This is a genomic window from Methylobacterium sp. Leaf123 (assembly GCF_001423405.1).
In the GTDB taxonomy this organism is placed as follows: Bacteria; Pseudomonadota; Alphaproteobacteria; order Rhizobiales; family Beijerinckiaceae; genus Methylobacterium.
Map to the genome: position 1 here is coordinate 133,550 of NZ_LMNS01000037.1, position 17,948 is coordinate 151,497.

Annotated in this window: 17 protein-coding genes; 9 read left to right on the forward strand and 8 right to left on the reverse strand. The window is 62.8% G+C overall.

From position 1 onward, the window contains the following. Positions 1-105 precede the first annotated feature (105 nt). The 5 genes from ASF53_RS19365 to ASF53_RS19385 all read left to right on the forward strand — a co-directional run bounded on the left by ASF53_RS19365 (position 106) and on the right by ASF53_RS19385 (position 5,330). Positions 106-474, forward strand: coding sequence for a hypothetical protein (locus tag ASF53_RS19365; protein ID WP_056202389.1), 369 nt, complete (start codon positions 106-108; stop codon positions 472-474). Between the two features lie 138 nt (positions 475-612). Beyond that, positions 613-1,356 (forward strand): DNA adenine methylase, encoded by a 744-nt coding sequence (locus tag ASF53_RS19370; RefSeq protein ID WP_156635661.1) that lies wholly within the window; start codon positions 613-615, stop codon positions 1,354-1,356. Further along, on the forward strand, positions 1,353-4,316 hold the full coding sequence (locus ASF53_RS19375; RefSeq protein WP_056202395.1) for an HsdM family class I SAM-dependent methyltransferase: 2,964 nt from the start codon (positions 1,353-1,355) through the stop codon (positions 4,314-4,316). Before ASF53_RS19370 ends, ASF53_RS19375 begins: the two co-directional genes overlap by 4 nt. Then, positions 4,313-5,026, forward strand: coding sequence for a hypothetical protein (locus tag ASF53_RS19380; RefSeq protein WP_056202399.1), 714 nt, complete (start codon positions 4,313-4,315; stop codon positions 5,024-5,026). Before ASF53_RS19375 ends, ASF53_RS19380 begins: the two co-directional genes overlap by 4 nt. Before the next feature lie 142 nt (positions 5,027-5,168). Continuing rightward, positions 5,169-5,330 (forward strand): hypothetical protein, encoded by a 162-nt coding sequence (locus ASF53_RS19385; protein ID WP_156635663.1) that lies wholly within the window; start codon positions 5,169-5,171, stop codon positions 5,328-5,330. Positions 5,331-5,604: 274 nt separating this feature from the next. Here ASF53_RS19385 and ASF53_RS19390 read toward each other — a convergent pair whose 3' ends face one another. Genes ASF53_RS19390 through ASF53_RS26860 form a run of 3 tightly spaced genes read right to left on the reverse strand, consistent with a single transcriptional unit; the run spans position 5,605 to position 8,014 of the window. Next, on the reverse strand, positions 5,605-7,455 hold the full coding sequence (locus ASF53_RS19390) for a DUF262 domain-containing protein (protein ID WP_056202405.1): 1,851 nt from the start codon (positions 7,453-7,455) through the stop codon (positions 5,605-5,607). Between the two features lie 41 nt (positions 7,456-7,496). Beyond that, complete coding sequence (locus ASF53_RS26165) at positions 7,497-7,664, reverse strand: hypothetical protein (RefSeq protein WP_162242238.1); 168 nt, start codon at positions 7,662-7,664, stop codon at positions 7,497-7,499. A gap of 41 nt (positions 7,665-7,705) precedes the next feature. Beyond that, positions 7,706-8,014, reverse strand: coding sequence for a hypothetical protein (locus tag ASF53_RS26860; protein ID WP_286134556.1), 309 nt, complete (start codon positions 8,012-8,014; stop codon positions 7,706-7,708). Between the two features lie 9 nt (positions 8,015-8,023). On the opposite strand from ASF53_RS26860, the gene ASF53_RS26865 reads away from it, so the two are divergent. The 4 genes from ASF53_RS26865 (at position 8,024) to ASF53_RS19410 (ending at position 14,389) form a co-directional block, all read left to right on the forward strand. Further along, on the forward strand, positions 8,024-8,368 hold the full coding sequence (locus ASF53_RS26865) for a hypothetical protein (protein ID WP_286134557.1): 345 nt from the start codon (positions 8,024-8,026) through the stop codon (positions 8,366-8,368). A gap of 171 nt (positions 8,369-8,539) precedes the next feature. Then, on the forward strand, positions 8,540-11,212 hold the full coding sequence (locus ASF53_RS19400; protein WP_162242239.1) for a class I SAM-dependent DNA methyltransferase: 2,673 nt from the start codon (positions 8,540-8,542) through the stop codon (positions 11,210-11,212). A gap of 11 nt (positions 11,213-11,223) precedes the next feature. Further along, entirely contained in the window at positions 11,224-13,317 is a 2,094-nt protein-coding gene (locus ASF53_RS19405; RefSeq protein ID WP_056202414.1) for a DEAD/DEAH box helicase, read from the forward strand. Position 13,318: 1 nt separating this feature from the next. Next, positions 13,319-14,389, forward strand: a complete 1,071-nt coding sequence (locus tag ASF53_RS19410; protein ID WP_056202419.1) for a GIY-YIG nuclease family protein — start codon at positions 13,319-13,321, stop codon at positions 14,387-14,389. A gap of 367 nt (positions 14,390-14,756) precedes the next feature. Here ASF53_RS19410 and ASF53_RS19415 read toward each other — a convergent pair whose 3' ends face one another. From ASF53_RS19415 to ASF53_RS19430, 5 genes are all read right to left on the reverse strand, one after another. After that, the gene (locus ASF53_RS19415) at positions 14,757-15,242 is read right to left on the reverse strand and encodes a plasmid fertility inhibition factor family protein (protein ID WP_156635667.1); all 486 of its coding nucleotides are present in this window, start codon (positions 15,240-15,242) and stop codon (positions 14,757-14,759) included. After that, the gene (locus ASF53_RS19420; RefSeq protein WP_056202426.1) at positions 15,235-16,494 is read right to left on the reverse strand and encodes a T6SS phospholipase effector Tle1-like catalytic domain-containing protein; all 1,260 of its coding nucleotides are present in this window, start codon (positions 16,492-16,494) and stop codon (positions 15,235-15,237) included. The genes ASF53_RS19415 and ASF53_RS19420 overlap by 8 nt, the downstream gene beginning before the upstream one ends. Before the next feature lie 68 nt (positions 16,495-16,562). Then, complete coding sequence (locus tag ASF53_RS25270) at positions 16,563-16,730, reverse strand: DUF4113 domain-containing protein (RefSeq protein ID WP_082482846.1); 168 nt, start codon at positions 16,728-16,730, stop codon at positions 16,563-16,565. Further along, positions 16,703-17,209: a hypothetical protein gene (locus ASF53_RS19425; RefSeq protein WP_156635669.1), complete on the reverse strand. Its 507-nt coding sequence runs from the start codon at positions 17,207-17,209 to the stop codon at positions 16,703-16,705. Before ASF53_RS19425 ends, ASF53_RS25270 begins: the two co-directional genes overlap by 28 nt. A gap of 68 nt (positions 17,210-17,277) precedes the next feature. Then, positions 17,278-17,928, reverse strand: coding sequence for a hypothetical protein (locus ASF53_RS19430; protein WP_156635671.1), 651 nt, complete (start codon positions 17,926-17,928; stop codon positions 17,278-17,280). Positions 17,929-17,948: the final 20 nt, after the last annotated feature.

The window sequence follows — 17,948 nt, forward strand, 5'->3', positions numbered from 1 at the left end:
CCGGGCCTCGCTCCAGGGCTTTGTGAGCTTCGTCGCGGGCCAGGGCGGTCCGAAGCTGACCGTGCCCAAGGTGCGCCCCCCGATCCCGTCAAGCAGGAACGGCAGTTGCGCGACGAGATCAAAGAGTGGCGTCAGCGCCTCAGGAGGCTGCGCCACTCTGACGAGGCCTGGGCCCTGGTCGCATTGCTCATCGCAAAGATCTACGGCCTGCCGATCACCCGCGTACTGTCGCTGCGGGACACCGAGGTTACGGTCACCGACATCAGCGTCACACTGTGGCCGCAGGACGACGCGATCGCCCTTGAGGCACCGCTCGTCGGCGCATTTCGCCTCCGGGCCGACTGGTCTGTGGGCTACGCCAGCAGGCCAACCCTTTGGTGCTTCCGGGGCCGCTACGCCCACCAGCCCCTGTCAGAGGCTGCTATCGCCTATTACCGGAAGCCCGACACGAACGGCAGACCTCCATGGCAATAGGCTTCGGCCTACCAAAAGCCATGGCACCCCTTGCTGAGGGGAGAGGATTTTCGCCCGGCCCGAAGTGTCACTCAACAGACACGGGACAATGCCTCAGGCGCGCTTGCGTGCATCGCCATTTTTGGCGATGATGCGCGCATGACGTACCCGGGCGGAAAAGGACGGTGCTACAAGCGCATCATCTCTCTGATGCCGCCGCACCGCACGTACATCGAGACCCATCTCGGTCATGGCGCAGTGCTGCGGCACAAGAAGCCAGCACAGGAAAGCTTCGGCTACGATCGAGACCCGACTGTGATCGCGTGGTGGGCAGACCGCACGCCGTCGGGCTGCACGATCGAGGTCGGCGACGGGATCGCGCAGCTGAAGGCATGGCGCTTTACCGGTGAGGAGTTGGTCTACTGCGATCCGCCCTATCTCGCCGCAACCCGGCGATCGCGTGGCAAGCTCTATCGGCACGACTATAGCGAAGCCGATCACGTCGCGGCGTTGGCGGTCCTGCGCAACCTACCTTGCTCGGTGATCCTGTCGGGCTACGCATCCAAGCTGTATGCCGATCTCCTGCCTGGCTGGCAGCGCATAGACATCCCCGGCTGGAGCCAAGCCGGGGCGGTGATCGAATCGCTCTGGGTGAACTACACCCCCTCCGACGACCTGCATGACTATCAACACATCGGAGCGACCTTCCGTGAACGCGAGCAAATTCGGCGGCGGCGCAGTCGGGTTCTGAGCCGCATCCAAGCTTTGCCAACGCCGGAACGGCTCGCCATGCTCGAGGAACTCGCCGCAGCCGACGCACCAGCGTTTCTTGCCGTCGCTAGCCGTCTGCACGATGCCAAACGCTCTGCGAAAGCGCCCTTACCGAACCGAGACGCTCGATGACCGAGCGCACTTCATCCAAGACGGTCCGCGCGGTCATTGAGCGCCTCGGATACACCGAGGCGAACGGTCTCGTCTGGGCCGAAACCTTCGATACCCTCGGATCACATCGCGCTGCGCTCGCAACGGCCGCGGCACGGATGCAGGTCGTGGCGGCATTCGGGCTCTACCCGTCCCAAAACCGTCCCCGTTTCAAGCCACTGGTCCTGATCGCGCAAGCCGACGATGACAGCGCCGTTCTGAACCTGCATCGTAGGGTCTGGAGCCAAGGCCTCGTCCCGTATCTGATCGTGGTCACGCCTCAGAGTGCCTGGCTCTGCGACGGGTTCGGCTTCTCCTCGGACATGCGCGAGCAGAAGACGCGAAAGAGGCTCGACGTCGACAGCCTCGCGGGTCCGACCGATACAGTGTTCCACAAGCTCCACGCTCATGCGTTGCGGTCGCGCATCACATGGCGGGACTACGCCGTATCAGAAACCGGCGTCGATGAAGTATTGCTGAACAACCTTGGCAACCTCTCCGACGTTTTGATTAAGGGGCAGGCCGGGTTCAGCAAACTACCGATTGAGCTCGCCCATGCGCTCATCGGCCGGATGATCTACCTCTACATGTTGGTCGATCGTGGGATCCTCAACGAAGCTTGGTTTGAGCACCAGAAGCAGGACCGGCGCGCCGTTGTCGAGCCGTACAGCCCCTGGCCCGTCGAGACGTTTCTCGCCCTCAACACGACGCTCGATGGCGTCTTCAACGGGACCATCTTCCCACTCCAGACCGAGAACACCACCCTCGAAGCCGCGCATCTCACGTACTTGCGCGACGCAATCAGGCTCGGTCGCGCCAATAGCGATGGGAGCCTGCAGCTCGCGTTGTTCGAGATCGATCTCGGCTCGATCCGGATCGAGACACTCTCGGCCGTCTATGAACTGTTCCTCGCCAAGACGAACCCGAAGCGGAAGAAGGCGGACGGTGCATTCTACACGCCGCCGTTCCTCGCCGATTTCATCTTGGATAGCGTCGAGGACCGCAAGCTCCTGACCGAACACGACCGTGTTCTCGACCCCGCCTGTGGCTCAGGCGTCTTCCTCGTGGGCGCATACAGGCGCAAGATCGAGAACGTGCTGGTGGCCGAACAGCATTCGGTTCTGCCGGCCTCGCGCCTCCAGACGATCCTGACGACCGGCATCTTCGGAGCTGAGCTCGAGCCTCAGGCCTGCCACGTGGCAGCCTTCAGTCTGTATCTCACCCTCCTCGACTATCTCGACGGCGACGAAGTCATGGACTTCTCGCTCGGCAAGCGGGGGGTAAGCGAGAAGCTTTTCCCGCCGCTCGTCGGCACGAACCTCGTGCCCGGCGACTTCTTTTCGCCGAGCACACGCTTCTCAGACCAGTTCGATATCGTGGTCGGCAATCCGCCCTGGGGCAATGCCCTTCGGAGCGATGCCGAATGGCTGAAAAAAGCTGCACAGCTGTGGAAGGACAGAGTCGAGAACGCTCAGGCCGCTCAGGTCTTCGTACTTGAAACGCTGGAGCGTTCGATTGCGCCCGGGGGCATCGCCGCCTACCTGCTGCCCGCCAGTTCCTTCGGAAACGATCGCGCGGCACCGTTCCGGCATGCCATGACGTCGTACGAAATCGTCAGCGTGACCAATTTGGCCCCGTTCCGACGCGAACTCTTCAAAAAAGCCGAACAGGCCGCCGCAATCCTGGTCATGTCGAACAAGATTGCCGACGATGATCACCTCGTCCGCTTCGACGCGCCGACCGCGATCTCTCAGCCGGTCAAACGCCGAACCGCGGCTTGGACGCTCGTCCTCGATCCGGGCGAGAGCGTCGGCATCCCGCAGGCGGAACTCGCCACTGACACAGCGTGGGTCCGCGGGATCAACGGGCGGTCGGTCGATCGCCTGATTATGAACTATGTCGATGGCCATATCACCCGGGGGCGATTCGCAACCCTCGGGTCCCTGACCCCCGAACTCGTCGTGAAACTCGGAGCCGAGACGCGCTATTCTGGGGTGCCCAAGGGCCATACGCTCACGACCCGCAGCGGTGCCCGGACGGACTACACCAACTTCTTCGGCAGCAGTACAGCCCTGAAGCTAGACGATGCCGATGATATCTATCCTCTGCCCAAAAAGCTGCAGAAGAGCATCAAGGACAACTACCGTTCGCTGTTCCTGAACGATGTCGTCCTGGTCCCGCGCAAGCAAGGATCCTCAGCTCTGGCGACGCGGCCTGTCGCCTTCAACACAACGCTCATCGGGATCGGTCTCAAGGAGCCCAAGGTCGCCCATGGACGAACACTCCTGCGAGCGATCACTCTCGTGCTGAACAGCCGCTGGGCCCAGTACTATCTGACCCTGCACGCACCATCCGCGATGATGGACCGCCCACGCTTGAGCCTCGTCGATCTCACGTCGCTGCCACTGCCATTTCGGAGCCTTGAGGATCCGCGACTCGAGCGGTTTCTTGAGCAGGCACCGATCGATCTCGATACGGCCTGCTACGACCTTCTCGGGATCACCGGCGAGTTCCGCTCCGCCATCGAGGAATTTCTCGATTATCGCCGCCTGTTTGCAAACGCCAAGGTTCCAGAGGCCGCTTTCGTCGATGCCGAAGAGGCTGCGCACAAGACCTATGTGCAGACCATCCGCAAGCGCCTGATCGGTGTCTCTGGCGTCGGCCCGGAACGCGAGTTTCGCGACCCCGTTCGCAACGTCACCGTCGTGCAAACATCCCTCGATCCCAGCCTACCTTCCCAGAGCTTCGATCTGGAACCGGCCTTGCGATCCTATGATCAAAATGCCGGAGCGGCGTTCGAAGATAGCCTATTTTTCTGGCGTGATCCCGATGCCGCGCGCCTCGTCTTAGTGAAGCCTCCCGAGGCCCATCACTGGACGATCGCCCAAGCCTTCATCGACGCAGATCGTGTCGCAGCCGGTATCCTCGCGCCTCACACATGATCGCACAGACCAAGAGACAAGCCGCGCTCATCGACACCTTTATGGCAGCCGGCATGGTCCGGGACGAGGCCAGCTTGTGGAGCGCCTTGACGGTCACCTCCCTGCGCGCCGTCGCCATCGCCTACAAACGACTGCGTCGCCAGAAGGCCTGGGATGCTCAACTTGCTATTCGGCCCGAGAAAAAAATGGGCGAAGTCGATATCTCGGTCGCCCTGTTTCATGAGATCGATCGCCTCAAAGACAAGTTCAGGATCGATAATCCTCTCCGAGATATCGAATTCGTTCCCGAAATCCCTGTTGAGAGCCGCAAACGACGCGGGCCCACAGCTCGCCGGATGGATTTCCGGATCAAGCGCCGTTTCGGAAGTTGCCGGACAGCCTCTCTAGCCGTCGAAGCCAAGCTCTTGCGACAGCACGGCGATATCACGTCAGCCTATCTCGGAGAGGATGGGCTCGGGTGCTTTCTCACGACAGATTCGACCTATACCCGCGAGCGCGTAGCGCTCATGTTCGCGTATTCTGCGGCTCAGGATCATCCGCCGTGGGCCGATCTAATCGAAGGCGCTCTACGCCGCGGAAATTACGGCGCGACCTTGTACGCTATCGAACCCCAGTTCGGCATCAATCTGCATTCCGTTGTGCCTCGGCCTGCCCTCGAGCTTCCGGACATCTCGATCCTGCACCTCGTTTTCGCGTTTCCGCCGAGTTGAGACCTGTCTGACCGGGGCATCCAGCATCATGGGACCGGCCCATTCAGGATGGTCGGACACAGCGCCCAGGAAAGCCTGGGGACATCCGAGCGTGCTGTGGATTGGCTTCGTCGGCAATCCCTCGACCGCCATGAGCCCCAGTATGCGACCCGTGCGCCGCCTGATCAACCAGCCCGAGCGCCAGGGCACGACCAAGGGCCGCGAGCGCGAGGAGTATCGCGTCAACGCCAAGCCAATCTTCCCGCAGGAGCCCACGGCCGCGGACGCCGCTCCCCACCCCAAGCCGACCGAAGAAGCCACATAGGCCAGGATTCCGTCACTATTGGCTTTATTGGCAGCATCTCTCGGCCGGACAGCCCAAAACCTACCCGTTCGTCGTACCCCCACTTCATCCGGGCGAGCGGCTCCGCGTTGGCGCGGGGCCCCGGCACCTGGCCTCGACATCAAGTTTGCGGCCGCATCGCATGCTGCGGATCAGCCCGACAGAACCGACAATCCTGACAATTGGTCGAGGGTGGCGGGACGCAGAGACGGCCAGGACGTCGCCCGACGAGCGCCTGACCACCAGGGATCCTGACCTATGCGTTCTGAGCCTGTTGGGGCGGGGCCTGCCAGAGTAGCGCCGCGACCTTGAACAAGGATGCGCCGCGCACCGAGATCGTATCCTCGTCCCACTCCGCGTAATCGTGCAGGTCGCGGTTCAGCACCAACGCCGACTGCGCCCGGATCGCCGGCATCTTCACGGAGAACGCGCCGTTCGAAACCGCGGCATTCAGAGCGTGGGTGAGCAGCGTTAGATTGCCCAGCGTGTGCACTTTGCCCTCACGAGCCGACTGTCGCGAGAGGTACTCGGCGCTCGGCGCAGCCTCGTCCTCGTGACCAAAGCCTGAGATCGGCCAGTGCGTCCGCCACTTCTGGGGCATGATGTGCTCAAGCGTGAGATCGGTTTTGATCTCGACGATCTCCGAGGCATTCGCGCGCTTGCGTTCCTCAAGCCGCTCGAACAGGTGACGCAGCCTGCCCTGACGCGCCGGCTTGTACTGGGTGCGGGAGCGCCACGCATCACCGAACTCGGCGTCATCGGGCCAGCGGACCGTGTCGAGGGTTCCCATCGCCAGACCGTTTCGCAAGGTGGCTAGCAGAGCTTGGCGATCCACCGCCCGCAGGCGTGAGATGAGGTCGGTGAAGACCTTGTTGTAGCCCGCCGTCGTCAGCCCGCAGATGTCGCGGCGGACGATGAACGACTCGATGATGGCGAGTGCCGCACCCAGTTCGGCGGGGTCGTCGATCGTCGTGCCGAGGTAGAGGACCAGCGGCGTCGCCGTCGAGACGTCGAAGGCGCGCGAGAACCGGCCGAAGCGTCCGAGCACATCGTCCTTGTCGCCCCCGGACAGCCTGCGAAATACGGTCGCGCTCGCGGCAATCGCCCGTAGTTCCGCCTCGACGTCGCCTTCGAACGGCTTCCCGTCGACGATCCAGCGTCGGTAGCTGTCGAACAGCGTCTCCACGGACACCAGTTCGGCCTTCATCATCGCCAAGTGATCGGACAGGAGCCAGTCTAGCCGTGGACGGGTCAGGCGGCCGCGGGTGTCACCCTCCCGCCAGAACCAGGCGTCGAGGGGCAACCAGTACCCCCGGTACAGCTGATCGATGGCGAGATCGCCCGCGACCATTCCCAAGCCGGTCGCCCGCTGGAAGATGAAGTTGCGCATCAGATCGCCGGCGGTGAGGTCGACGCCGCGGCTGTTCAGGGTCTCGAAGATCGTCTGCGGGTCGTCGCCGCCTTCCAACTCGATCGAGACAACCGCCAGACCGGTCTTCAGCGCCTCGAACAGCTTCTCCAGCTTGAATGGATCGTAGGCCCCATCCGGGCAGATGTGCGCTTCAATCCGCTGCGCGAAGTAGGCGTGCGCGGCCGTCGCCGGGCGGACGACGCCGTCGCCGTCAGCGTCGATCCCGTCCAGCCCGGGCACCACAGCGGTCGGATCGACAGCCCGAGTGAACGCGCGGCGATCGGCAAGAGACGGCCAGAGCTTGAACTGCTCGATGGCCGGATCCTGCATTACGCCGTCGTTGATCAGGTGCTTCGCGCTCTCGGCTGCGTACTCGGGTGAGTACTTGGCGGCGACGTCGCGAAGGGCGACCATTAGAAGCTGGAATGTCGTCAGCCTCTGTTGCCCGTCGATGACCTCGAACGCCTGAACCTGTTTGCCGAAGGTTTTCACCTGCGCGATCACGATCGCGCCCATAAAATGCGGTGCTACCGCCCCGCCGCCGACTTCCAGCCGGCCCGCCTCGCGGGCGATATCCTGCCACAACAGCTCAAGCTGCGGCGTGACCTTCCAGGCGTACTGCCGTTGATAGAGCGGGATCAAATAGCGCCGCTTGCCGTCGAACAGGTCGATGATCGTCCGCGTGAACGGCTTCATGGAACTCCCCGTGCAGCCGCAATCGCTCTTCGCTGCGTACGCTATGGCTCGGTCTGCGGCTTGGGACGATAGACAGAAGCGATCCCGTCGGCCACGCCGTCCTCGAACTCGGTGAACGATACGATCGCGGTGTTGCACGCTCGCAATTGCGTGGTCTCGACCGGAGCATGAAACTTCAGGTCGCCATCAGGCGCATGCGCCGCCCTCATGCGCAAGCACTTTGCTACGGCACACAGGGATCCGGTGAGTGTCAGTTGTTTGGGACGGCATCACAGCCCAGCAGGCTCTCCATCAGGACCATGCCGCTCGCCGGCACGCGCTTGCCGATGCCGCAAAGGGCTATGATTGGACGAGGGTTCTCTCTCTCCTTGAGGCGGATCCTTCCCTCGCCAACACTACACGACCCGACGGACAGTCGTTGTACGCGCCTCTCCATCAGGCTGCCCACGGGAATGCGCCGCAGGAGGTCTGCGAAGCTCTGATCCGCCTGGGGGCTTGGCGGACGCTGGAGAACGCCCGAGGCGAGCGCGCGGTCGATGTAGCCGAGCGTCTCGGTCACGATTGGCTCATGGCGATCCTGGAGCCCGTGCGAGTATCGCGCGTCCCCTTCGGCGTGCTGCGCAAGATCCAGGAGCACTTCCACACCGTGATCAGGGGCCGTGCCGACGAACTCGTCCGCGATGCCCGGCTACGACTGCCAGAGATCGCGCACCTCGTTGAGACCCGCCTGGACGCAGAACCGGCCTGGTTCGCCGTCCCAGGCATGTACGGAGGCTTCGCCTACCGACTGGTCGCGGACGGCGCGAATGCGCGCCTCGTCGCCGAGAGCTGGTGCAGGGTCGTCGAAGGCTCCGGACAGCGGCACGAGATCACGTCCACCGGCGCACGCCTCGTCGACGAAGGCTTCGTGTGATGCGCGATCGAGCGACACGTCTCGCAGCCGCCCGACGGCCCTCTCCATGAGAATATTATTCAACGATAACAGATGCTTATCTGTGGATCATCCGGCAGATGGTTTGCAGCTAAGCCGAACAGCGGCTGCCCTCACATGACTGGCGTGGTATCGACGGAGCCGTCCAGAACCATGGTTCACACCCCAGGCCGCATGCTCAGCCCAAGTGAGATTTACGAGAACTTCGACGCGCTCGCGCAGCAGAAGCTGGCCGGCGGCGAGTTCGGCTTGGCCCTGATGGAGGCGGTCGGCGCACCGCGCGCCACCATCACCAAGCTTAAAGACGAGGCCGCCACGGGCTCCTTCTCCTGGACTCGTATGCTGCGGTTCGAGACCGTGGCTCTTGGCGATGCCGACCGCACGCTCGAACGCATGAAGGCTGAGGCTGCGAGCGCCGCGAGGATGAAGCGACCTCGCCTGCTGGTGGCCTACGATGGGGAGGGCATCGCCGCCCACGACACGAAGATCGGCGATGACATCCATGAGGGTGTCGATGTCCTGCCGATGGAAGCTGAGTTCTTCTTCCCTCTCGGTGGGCACGAGCGCTACGTCCCGGCTCCGGAGCGTCAGGCGGATGTGCGGGCGACGAAACACATCTCACGCTTCTTCGATGCCGTGCGGGATGCGAACCCCGCTTGGACTACCGAAGCCGACCGGCACGCCATGAACCTGTTCATGGTGCGGGTCCTGTTCTGCCTGTTCGCCGAGGACGTCGGCATCTTCGAGGCTGACCTCTTCAAGAGCGCCCTAATCCAGTCGACTCAGGTCGATGGCTCCGATCTCGCCACCTTCCTTGAGGGCGCATTCGTCCACATGGCGACCGAGCCCGAGAAGCGCCCCAAGGCGGCTCGGGGCTGGGCAAAGCTGCCCTATGTCAACGGCGGTCTCTTCCAAGAAATATCGACTATGCCGGCGCTCGATAGCCGATGCCGTAAGCAATTGCTCGCCTGCGCTAAGCTGAACTGGCGCACTATCAACCCAGACATCTTTGGGTCGATGTTGCAGGCTGTCGTCGACATCGACAAGCGCGGCGAGATGGGGATGCACTACACGTCCCCCTCGAACATCGCCAAAGTTCTAAATCCGATCATCCTCGATGACCTCCGCGCAGAGCTTGAGAAAGCGGGCTCGAACAAAGGGCGGTTGCACGATCTGCTCAGCCGCCTTGGACGGATCCGAATGTTTGATCCGGCTTGTGGATCCGGAAACTTCCTGATCCTCGCCTACAAGGATCTGCGCGCCATCGAGATGGAGATCTTTATCCGGCTCGGTGAGTTCGCGCATCCAGTGGTCAAGCTCGAGCATTTCTATGGCATCGAGATCGATGACTTCGCCTGCGAAACCGCACGCCTCGGACTTTGGATCGCAGAATATCAAGTCAACGAGAACTTCCGACAGAAAATGGGCAAAGCCCCTCCGGCGCTGCCTCTAACCGCGGCAGGTCGGATCACGCGTGCCAACTCGGCGCGCGTTGATTGGCTCACTGCATGTCCGCCGGACACGGCGATGGAAACGTACGTCGTTGGTAACCCGCCGTTCAAGGGGGCTACTTGGCAAAGCAATTCTCAGAAAGAGGATATGAACGTCGTCTTTGATGGCATCCTAGCGAACTGGGGCGAACTTGATTATGTCGCTATCTGGTTCATGAAGGGTGCAATTTATGCGGAAGCAACTCAATGCTCTATCGCATTCGTATCGACCAACTCGCTCGTGCAGGGCGTTCAGGTTGCCTCGATATGGCCGCGTCTTCTCCAAAACTTAGAAATCTCATTCGCACATCGATCATTCAAATGGTCTAACCTGGCGGCAAGAAATGCTGGCGTTACGTGCGTGATTGTCGGACTAAGCCCCCCGTCCGCTAAGCAAAAATTGCTCTTCGACGAGGGCGCAGTCAGCGTTGTAGATTTGATAGGTCCTTATCTTGCTCAGGGCACAAGGACTATCGTCGAAAAAATCCGTAGGCCAATCTCAAACGTGCAGCCTATGTTGTTCGGGAATAAACCGACTGACGGCGGCTACCTACTTCTGGATCGAGAAGAAAAAGACGGCATGCTTCGCAGGCACCCGGAGGCTTCCACTTTCATCAGACGCATTCATGGAAGCCAGGAACTGATGAAAGGTGTGGAACGCTGGTGCATATGGATACCAGATGAACTTGTCGGGGAAGCAGAGAAGATAGCAGAAATAAATAATAGAATTAGTGAGGTCAGAAATTTTCGCTCAAATAGCAAAAAGGTGGCCACGCAGCGTTTCGCAGTGCGTCCCTGGGCGTTTGATCCGCAAAATGAAGCGAGATCACATACTGTTATGGTACCTGCAATAACTTCTGAAAATCGGACCTGGCTTCCGATTGAAGTGAAGGACAGCGGACACATCTGCAACAATAAAATTTATGCGATCTACGACGGAGAAATTTGGCAGGCTGCGATCCTCTCGTCGCGCCTCCATCGGCTGTGGCTGGAGACCGTCGGCGGCCGCCTTAAAGAGGATCCCTCGTATTCCAACCAATTGGTATGGAACACCTTTCCGTTGCCGGCCCTATCGGATCGAAGGAAGGACGAGCTCGAAGAACACTGGTGGGAAATCGATCGCGCCCGCAAGGAAGCAGGGTTCAGCCGAACCCTAGGCGATCTCTACGTGCCCAAGACCATGCCACTAGATCTGAAGCGAGCGCATGAGGAACTCGACGAAACCGTCGAGGCCATCTTCGGCTCGCGTAAGTACCGCTCAGACGCCGACCGCATCGAGCATATGCTCCAGCTCTACGAGCGCGCCATCGCCGACGAACCTGGCAGAAGAGCGTAAGGGGAAACGCCGTGGCTGAACTCTCTGACACGACCCTGCGCTATGCGGCGGACGGATCCTCGAAACGCACGGACGCGCTCGGCATGCGTGTCATGCAGCGCCGCGTCTGGGACGTGCGCGACAGCCAGTACATCCTGGTGAAGTCGCCGCCGGCGTCCGGCAAGTCGCGCGCGGCCATGTTCATCGGCTTGGACAAGCTCCAGAACCAGGGGCTTCGCAAGGTCATCGTCGCGGTGCCCGAGCGCTCGATCGGCGCGTCGTTCCGCGACACGAAGCTCACTGCTGGTGGCTTCTTCAGCGACTGGAAGCTCGATCGCGATCTGTGTGGCGTCGGATCGGAGACCGGATCGAAGGTCGTCGAACTGATCGAGTTCCTCGGTTCCAGCGGCGAGAGCATTGCCCTGTGCACGCACGCTACGCTGCGCTTCGCCTTCACCAGGGCTGGCATCGAGATTTTTGACGGCGCTCTCATCTGCGTCGACGAACTGCACCATGCCTCATCGAACGACGAGAACAAGCTCGGCTCACTCCTCCGCGGCTTGATGGACCGCGGCAGCGCCCACGTCCTGGCGATGACCGGCTCCTACTTCCGTGGAGACACGGAAGCGATCCTCCATCCCGAGGACGAGGCTCGGTTCGAGCGGGTCATCTACACCTACTACGAGCAGCTCAACGGCTACGAATACCTCAAGACCCTGCACATCGGCTTCCGCTTCTACCAGGGTCGCTACCTCGACCGGATGGGTGAGGCCCTAGACCCGGCGCTGAAGACCATCGTCCACATCCCGCATGTGGGATCGAGCGAGGCCGTCGCCGACAAGATGTTCGAGGTGGACGCCATCGTCGACACCCTCGGCGAGCCGCTCGGCGTCGATCCGGCTACCGGCTTCGTGAAGGTGCGCAACGGCCGGCGCATCCTGAAGATCGCCAACCTCGTGGACGACGGCCCCGGTAGAGAGAAGGTCATGGCCTCGCTCCGCAAGGTCAAATCCCGCGACGACGTCGACGTCATCATCGCTTTGGGCATGGCCAAGGAGGGCTTCGACTGGATCTGGTGCGAGCACGTCCTCACGGTCGGCTACCGTGGCTCGCTCACAGAGGTGGTGCAGATTATCGGCCGCGCGACCCGCGACGCGCCGGGCAAGACCGAGGCGCGCTTCACGAACCTCGTCTCGGCCCCGTTCGCGAAGGACGACGTCGTATCACGCGCCGTCAACGACATGCTGAAGGCAATCTCGGTGTCCCTGCTCATGGAACAGGTGATGGCACCGACCTTCAAGTTCCGTACCCACAAGGGGTCGGACGACATGACCGGGCAGCAGCCTCAGACGGGCAAGCCCGAGCCCGTAACCAACGCGGGCGAGATCGAGGTCATCAACGGGCCCATGGTGTCGGATGAGGCCAAGCGCATCATCGACGCCGATTTCCCAGATCTCGTCGCCAACGTGCAGAGCGACCCTCGGACGATCACGGTGATGCTCAATCCCGACGCCCACCATGCCGACGTCATGCACGACGTCATCTGCACCGACATCGTGCGACGGCGGTATCCCCACCAGCCCGACAACGTCATACAGGACGTGGTCACGCTGTTCGGTGCTCGCACAGAGCTCGGGCGGGCCGTGAAGGAGGATCCCAGCGTCATCCAGACCCTGACGCTCGGGCTGGACGAACCCGCGACGGCGGGCGGCGGTCAGGGGTCGCAAGACCCGCAGTTGCCGGGCGGTGGAGACAACTTCATCCGCGCGACCCACAAATTCCTCGACGTGCGCGATCTGCAGGTCGATCTCCTCGGCGGGCGACGCGAGTTCATCGACGCTTACGAGATCCTGTCGAAGGAGCTCAACGAGGACATCCTCGTCCGCCTCCACGGCGAGGTCCGCGCGATGAAGGTGGTGATGACCCAGGAGGAAGCCGAGAAGTTGATGCCGCGCATCAAGGAATTCATCGCCCGCGAAGGCCGCGAGCCGAACTTGAACTCGCCGAACGGACGCGAGGTCCGTCTCGCCGACGCCCTCGCTTTCATGCGCAGGCTCGCACGGCAACGTCGCGCCGATCTCGCTGGAGCTGATGCCGGCCGCACCGCTGGAGCCGCCAATGGTTGAGATGCCGGACGCCATCGATTATCTGAACGACCCCCTCCTCGCGACGCCCGATGAAAAGGTCCGAGCTGCGCGCACACCGGTCGTTGAGCAGGCCGCCGAGGTTCTTGCGCGAATCAACGCCTTCTACGCCGAGAACAGGACAGAGCCGGTCTCGCAGAAGGGACGGAGCGTTCTGGAGCGCATGCTGGCGAATGAGCTCGCAGGCCTGCGCGCATCTAAGGCCGCCCTCACGGGCCTCGAGCCGTTCGACGTCCATGGCCTCGTGTTCGTCACCGGTCAGGCGGCGGATCCAATGGACGATCCGTTGCTAGCCGACGGGACCGACATTTTCCAGGTCCGCGATGCCCTGCAGCCGCGCGCCATGCCGGACTACGTCGCGGATCGCGTGCCCTGCCAGGATTTCGACCGGTTCGAGGGCATGTTCGACAGCGTGCGCCAGAGCGTGAAGGAGCGCCTGCGCAAGCCCGTTCCGTTCAGCCAGGAGCGGGTGGAGATCGGTGAGTTCTTCACGCTCAAAGGCCAGATGCTCCAAGTGGCGGACGTCCGCGACCCGCATCGGCGCAACGGCAAGGACGATGCGCGTCTGCGCGTCGTGTTCGAGAACGGCACCGAGTCCAATCTCCTGATGTCGTCTCTCGTGCGCCGGCTCTACGAGGATAAGGATGCCCGGCGGATTCCAACGACCAGCGCCGGGCCGCTCTTTGAAGGCGCTTCGACTGGGTACGTGTACGTGCTGAAGTCGCTCTCACCTCGGCCGGAGGTCGCCGGGCTTTTGAAGGTGGGTACGACGGCTGGGCGCGTTGAAGATCGGATAAGCCGGGCCGCCACGCAGGCGACCTACCTGTATGCCGATGTCGAGATCGTCGACACCTACGAGTTCAAGGGTCACTCGGCCCAGGAAGCCGAGAGGCTGGTCCATAAGCAGCTGAGGCCGTACCACGTTGCCCTGAAGGTCACAGGACCGGACGGCACGCCTCACAGCGCGACCGAGTGGTTTCGTATCAATGCCGATGCCGTCGCGGATGCTGTGACCGCAGCGCTCGGCCAGAAGGTGCGGACGATCGCCGCTTGATCGGGCTTGGCCAGGGAGGCTCAGGTCGAGAGGTAGCTAATCTCCGTTCCTGGCCTCCCTGCAACACAGACACCTGTCACGCACCGCACCTGGGCGGATGAGGCCTCCATCCGAGGCAAGCGTGCAGTCGATAGGGTGTCGCGTCACTGCCGCTCGGCCAACCGCTCGAAGGCACGGTCAAGCTAAGCCAACGTCATCCTATCGGCAAATCTCCGGCACACCCCGCGATTCGCGCCCGAAGGCATTACGGCTTGTGTCGCAATCGTCCCTATTGTCCGGCGCGAGGGTATGTGAACCTCACCCCCGACCCAATGAGATCCGTCGCACCCCACGCGAACTAAATCGACAATCTTGACAATAGCATCTGTCAGGAGCGGGCTACTGCCACGAGGCTAACCGCTGCCAAGCCGAGAATGCCAAGCGCCACTGCTGTCGGCACCCGCGTACGCGGCGGCACGTACCACGACGTGCGATACCGGGTCCCGCACAGCGCCCGGACCGCATCGGCCTCGCTGGCCGAGACCGCCACGGGCATCGACCATGCCCCGTGCTCACGCATCCAGAGATAGCGATGGCGACCGTCCGTGATCGTGGGCATCCCCCAATGATCAAGACCGACCACCGGCATCCAGGTGGGTTCGCCCAATCTGAGCCAAGCACCGGCCTTGGCATACCGGTCCGGATTGTTATCGTCGGACCCACCGGCATCAGCGATGTATTCCTCGGTTCGCCGCCACAGGGCGTCGAACTTTCGGATGCTGATCCAGACCAGCACGTCCGGATCGGCGTGATCCTCCTTTCCGAACTCCCAGGTCTGGACCGTCCAGTCGACCGGTCGGCGTCGCTCAGGCAAGCGAGGCATCGGTCGCGTCCTTCGTGTTCACAGGTACGACGGTATCGGGATCGTGAGCGAAGACCGTGTCCGTCAGTGCTCCGGGTTCGACCCTGAAGCGCCGGCCCCACTCGTCGAGATTCTGTGGCCGGTAGTTTCGATCGGCGCGCCACCGCTCGAACACGGACGCATCGATCGTCTCATTGACCGTTTCCTCGCGATCGCCCCCGGAGACTTCCGGCGGTGCCCCGATGGGGCGATAGAAGGGTTGGGCGACGTAGCGATACAGGCCCTTGGCGAACTCGCCATAGCTATCGTGAGGACGCAGCTCCAGCGCGCCCGGTTCGAGGATAACATCTGCTCGGAACGCCATGCCATGGTGGGCGGCCTTCTCCATGATCCATTGGAGCGGGAGCTGGCTGAGAAGGTCGTCTCGATAGCCCCCACCCACGTTGGCGTGCGCGCCAGCGAACCAGCGCTGCTCGACGTTGGCGACCGCGCGCGGCGGGGCAATCTCGCCCGGCGTCACGCCGTCCTTGAACTTCTTCGTCCAGAGCGTCGGCTTGAACGCCGCCCGGTGCTCGTCGATCGCCAGCGCGTGGTAACCGTTCTCGATCGGCAGCCGCAGCCCCGTGTGCAGGAAGGCGTAGCTCGAACGGCTCAAACCCGGGATCATGTCGAGGACGCGGATCGCAGGTGTCGGCACACCGAGCGAACCAACCGTGTCCCAAACGCCGACCATCTTGACCGGAACCGGCATCGAATAGGTCAGCATCCAGCGTTCTTCGCGCGATGCGTCTGTCAGTGTGCCCTTCGCGTCGACGTTCTTGAGCCACCGTATCGTCCGCCGCTCGTCGCCCCGGCGGTACCGGGCAAACATCTGACTGGTCCCAAGTGGAGCGCCGGGTTTGAGCAAGCCGCAGAGCGCGATGAAGCCGGCGAGGCTGCGTGCCGTGTAGGCCCCACGGCTAAAGCCGAAGATGAAGATTTCGTCGCCCGGATCGTAATTCTCGACGATCCATTCATAGGCGCGGGACACGTTCCGCTCGATGCCGAAGCCCAGGGCACCACCACGGACCCTTTCGTTCCGCGTCGTGCCAACGCCGACGCTGTAGTAGACGACCTGGCGTACGCCATCGGCATCGCACGGGGCGCACAGGGCTTTCAGTCGCCAGACATTGGTGTTGTCGTCGACCGTGTTGCGAGTGCCGTCGAGGAACAACGCCAAGCGCTTCCGCTCTGGCGGGTGCGCTTGTTCGAGACCGTTCGTCATCGGATTTTCGGTATTGACCCTTGTACGACAGGGTTAACGCGGATCTTGACCAGGCGTTGCTTGGAATTTCATGCGCATGCGACCGGCAAATCTGACACCCGTGTCGTGTACCGGGGCGTGCGCATCCCAAATTTCGTGTTCCATTCTCGCTTCGTCGTGAGCCCGGCTCGCGCCGGCACGAGCTGCCGCTGACCTGTCGCGCGTTCCGCTATCGCAACTTCATCTGTCTCTGGCAGGTTCGAACCGGCTTGCCGCTCATGATCGAGCGGAAGCTCACTGTCCGCGTCGCCGGATCGAACCGGACCTCGGTCCTATCGGACTGGTTGGCCGTGGCATCCTCCGGTAGCGGTGCGACCGAGCAGACCCGACCGCGGGTGGTGCTCACGACCTTGCTGTCGCGCAGCAGATCGACGCGTGCCGGACAGATCGCCGGCTCGGCCACCGCGTTGCGCCCGTTCGCACCCATCTCGCAGAGGCCGCCCGCGAAGGCCACGCTCACGAGGTAAGTCGCGCCGTCCGCCTCGATGCGGGTCGCATGAATCTGGTGGAACGGCGTGCCGGCGAGTTCGCGCTGCCACAGGGGTGCGACGAGCGGCGTGAATACGGAGTGGTGGCGTGGATCCGAGTAGGTCAGCCTCTGCCACGCGGTCTCCGAATGCGCAGGGCTGAGAATGGCGCAGGCGGCAAGCGCCGCCGGCATCACGAGGCGGTTCATGGTCATCATCGTCTCACTGGGGTGGATAGAGCGTGCTCGTCGGACGGCGTGGCCCGACTTGCACGAGCTCAGCCGAAGACCGGCATGAGTTGGCGTTCGAGCAGGGTTTCGATGGCGCGCCCGGCCCGGCGGCAGCGCGCGCGCCGCTCCAGGGCGATCAGACCGCAGAGCCCGAGCCAGACCGCGATGCCGCCGAGCAGGTACGGCAGAACCTGCAGCGCGGTCAGGACCAGGGCGTAGCCGACGAAGCCGTAGACGAGCAGCCCGACCAGCCCGAACAGCATGGCCGGGAACAGGGCGAACCGGACCATGTCGAGCACCACCGAGCCGGCTGCCGCGACCGTCATCAGCGCGAAGCCGCCGAGGCCGCTGACGAGGCCGAGCACCCAGCTGCCGTCGGCATAGGTGCCGACGAAGGCCACCCAGCGGTCGGGATCGACGACGTCGAAGCAGCGCCGGTTGGCGTCGTAGTACAGCGTGTCCGCCCAGTAGGCGCGTCGCGCATCGACGAGGCCGATCGGCATGCGCCCGGTCCGCGTGTCGAGCATGCCCAGGACCACGCCGACGGTCACGCCATCCTCTTCCAGGCGGTACTGCTGACCGGTCAGCGCCAGGACGTCGTCGTAGTGCTGCAATCCGCTGCTGTGGCGGTGCGAGGCCTGTGGCAGCATGGCTGGCGACCCGATGATGGAGGGGATCGAGACCGAGGCGGTGTTCACGAGGCCCCCGGGCCCGGGAG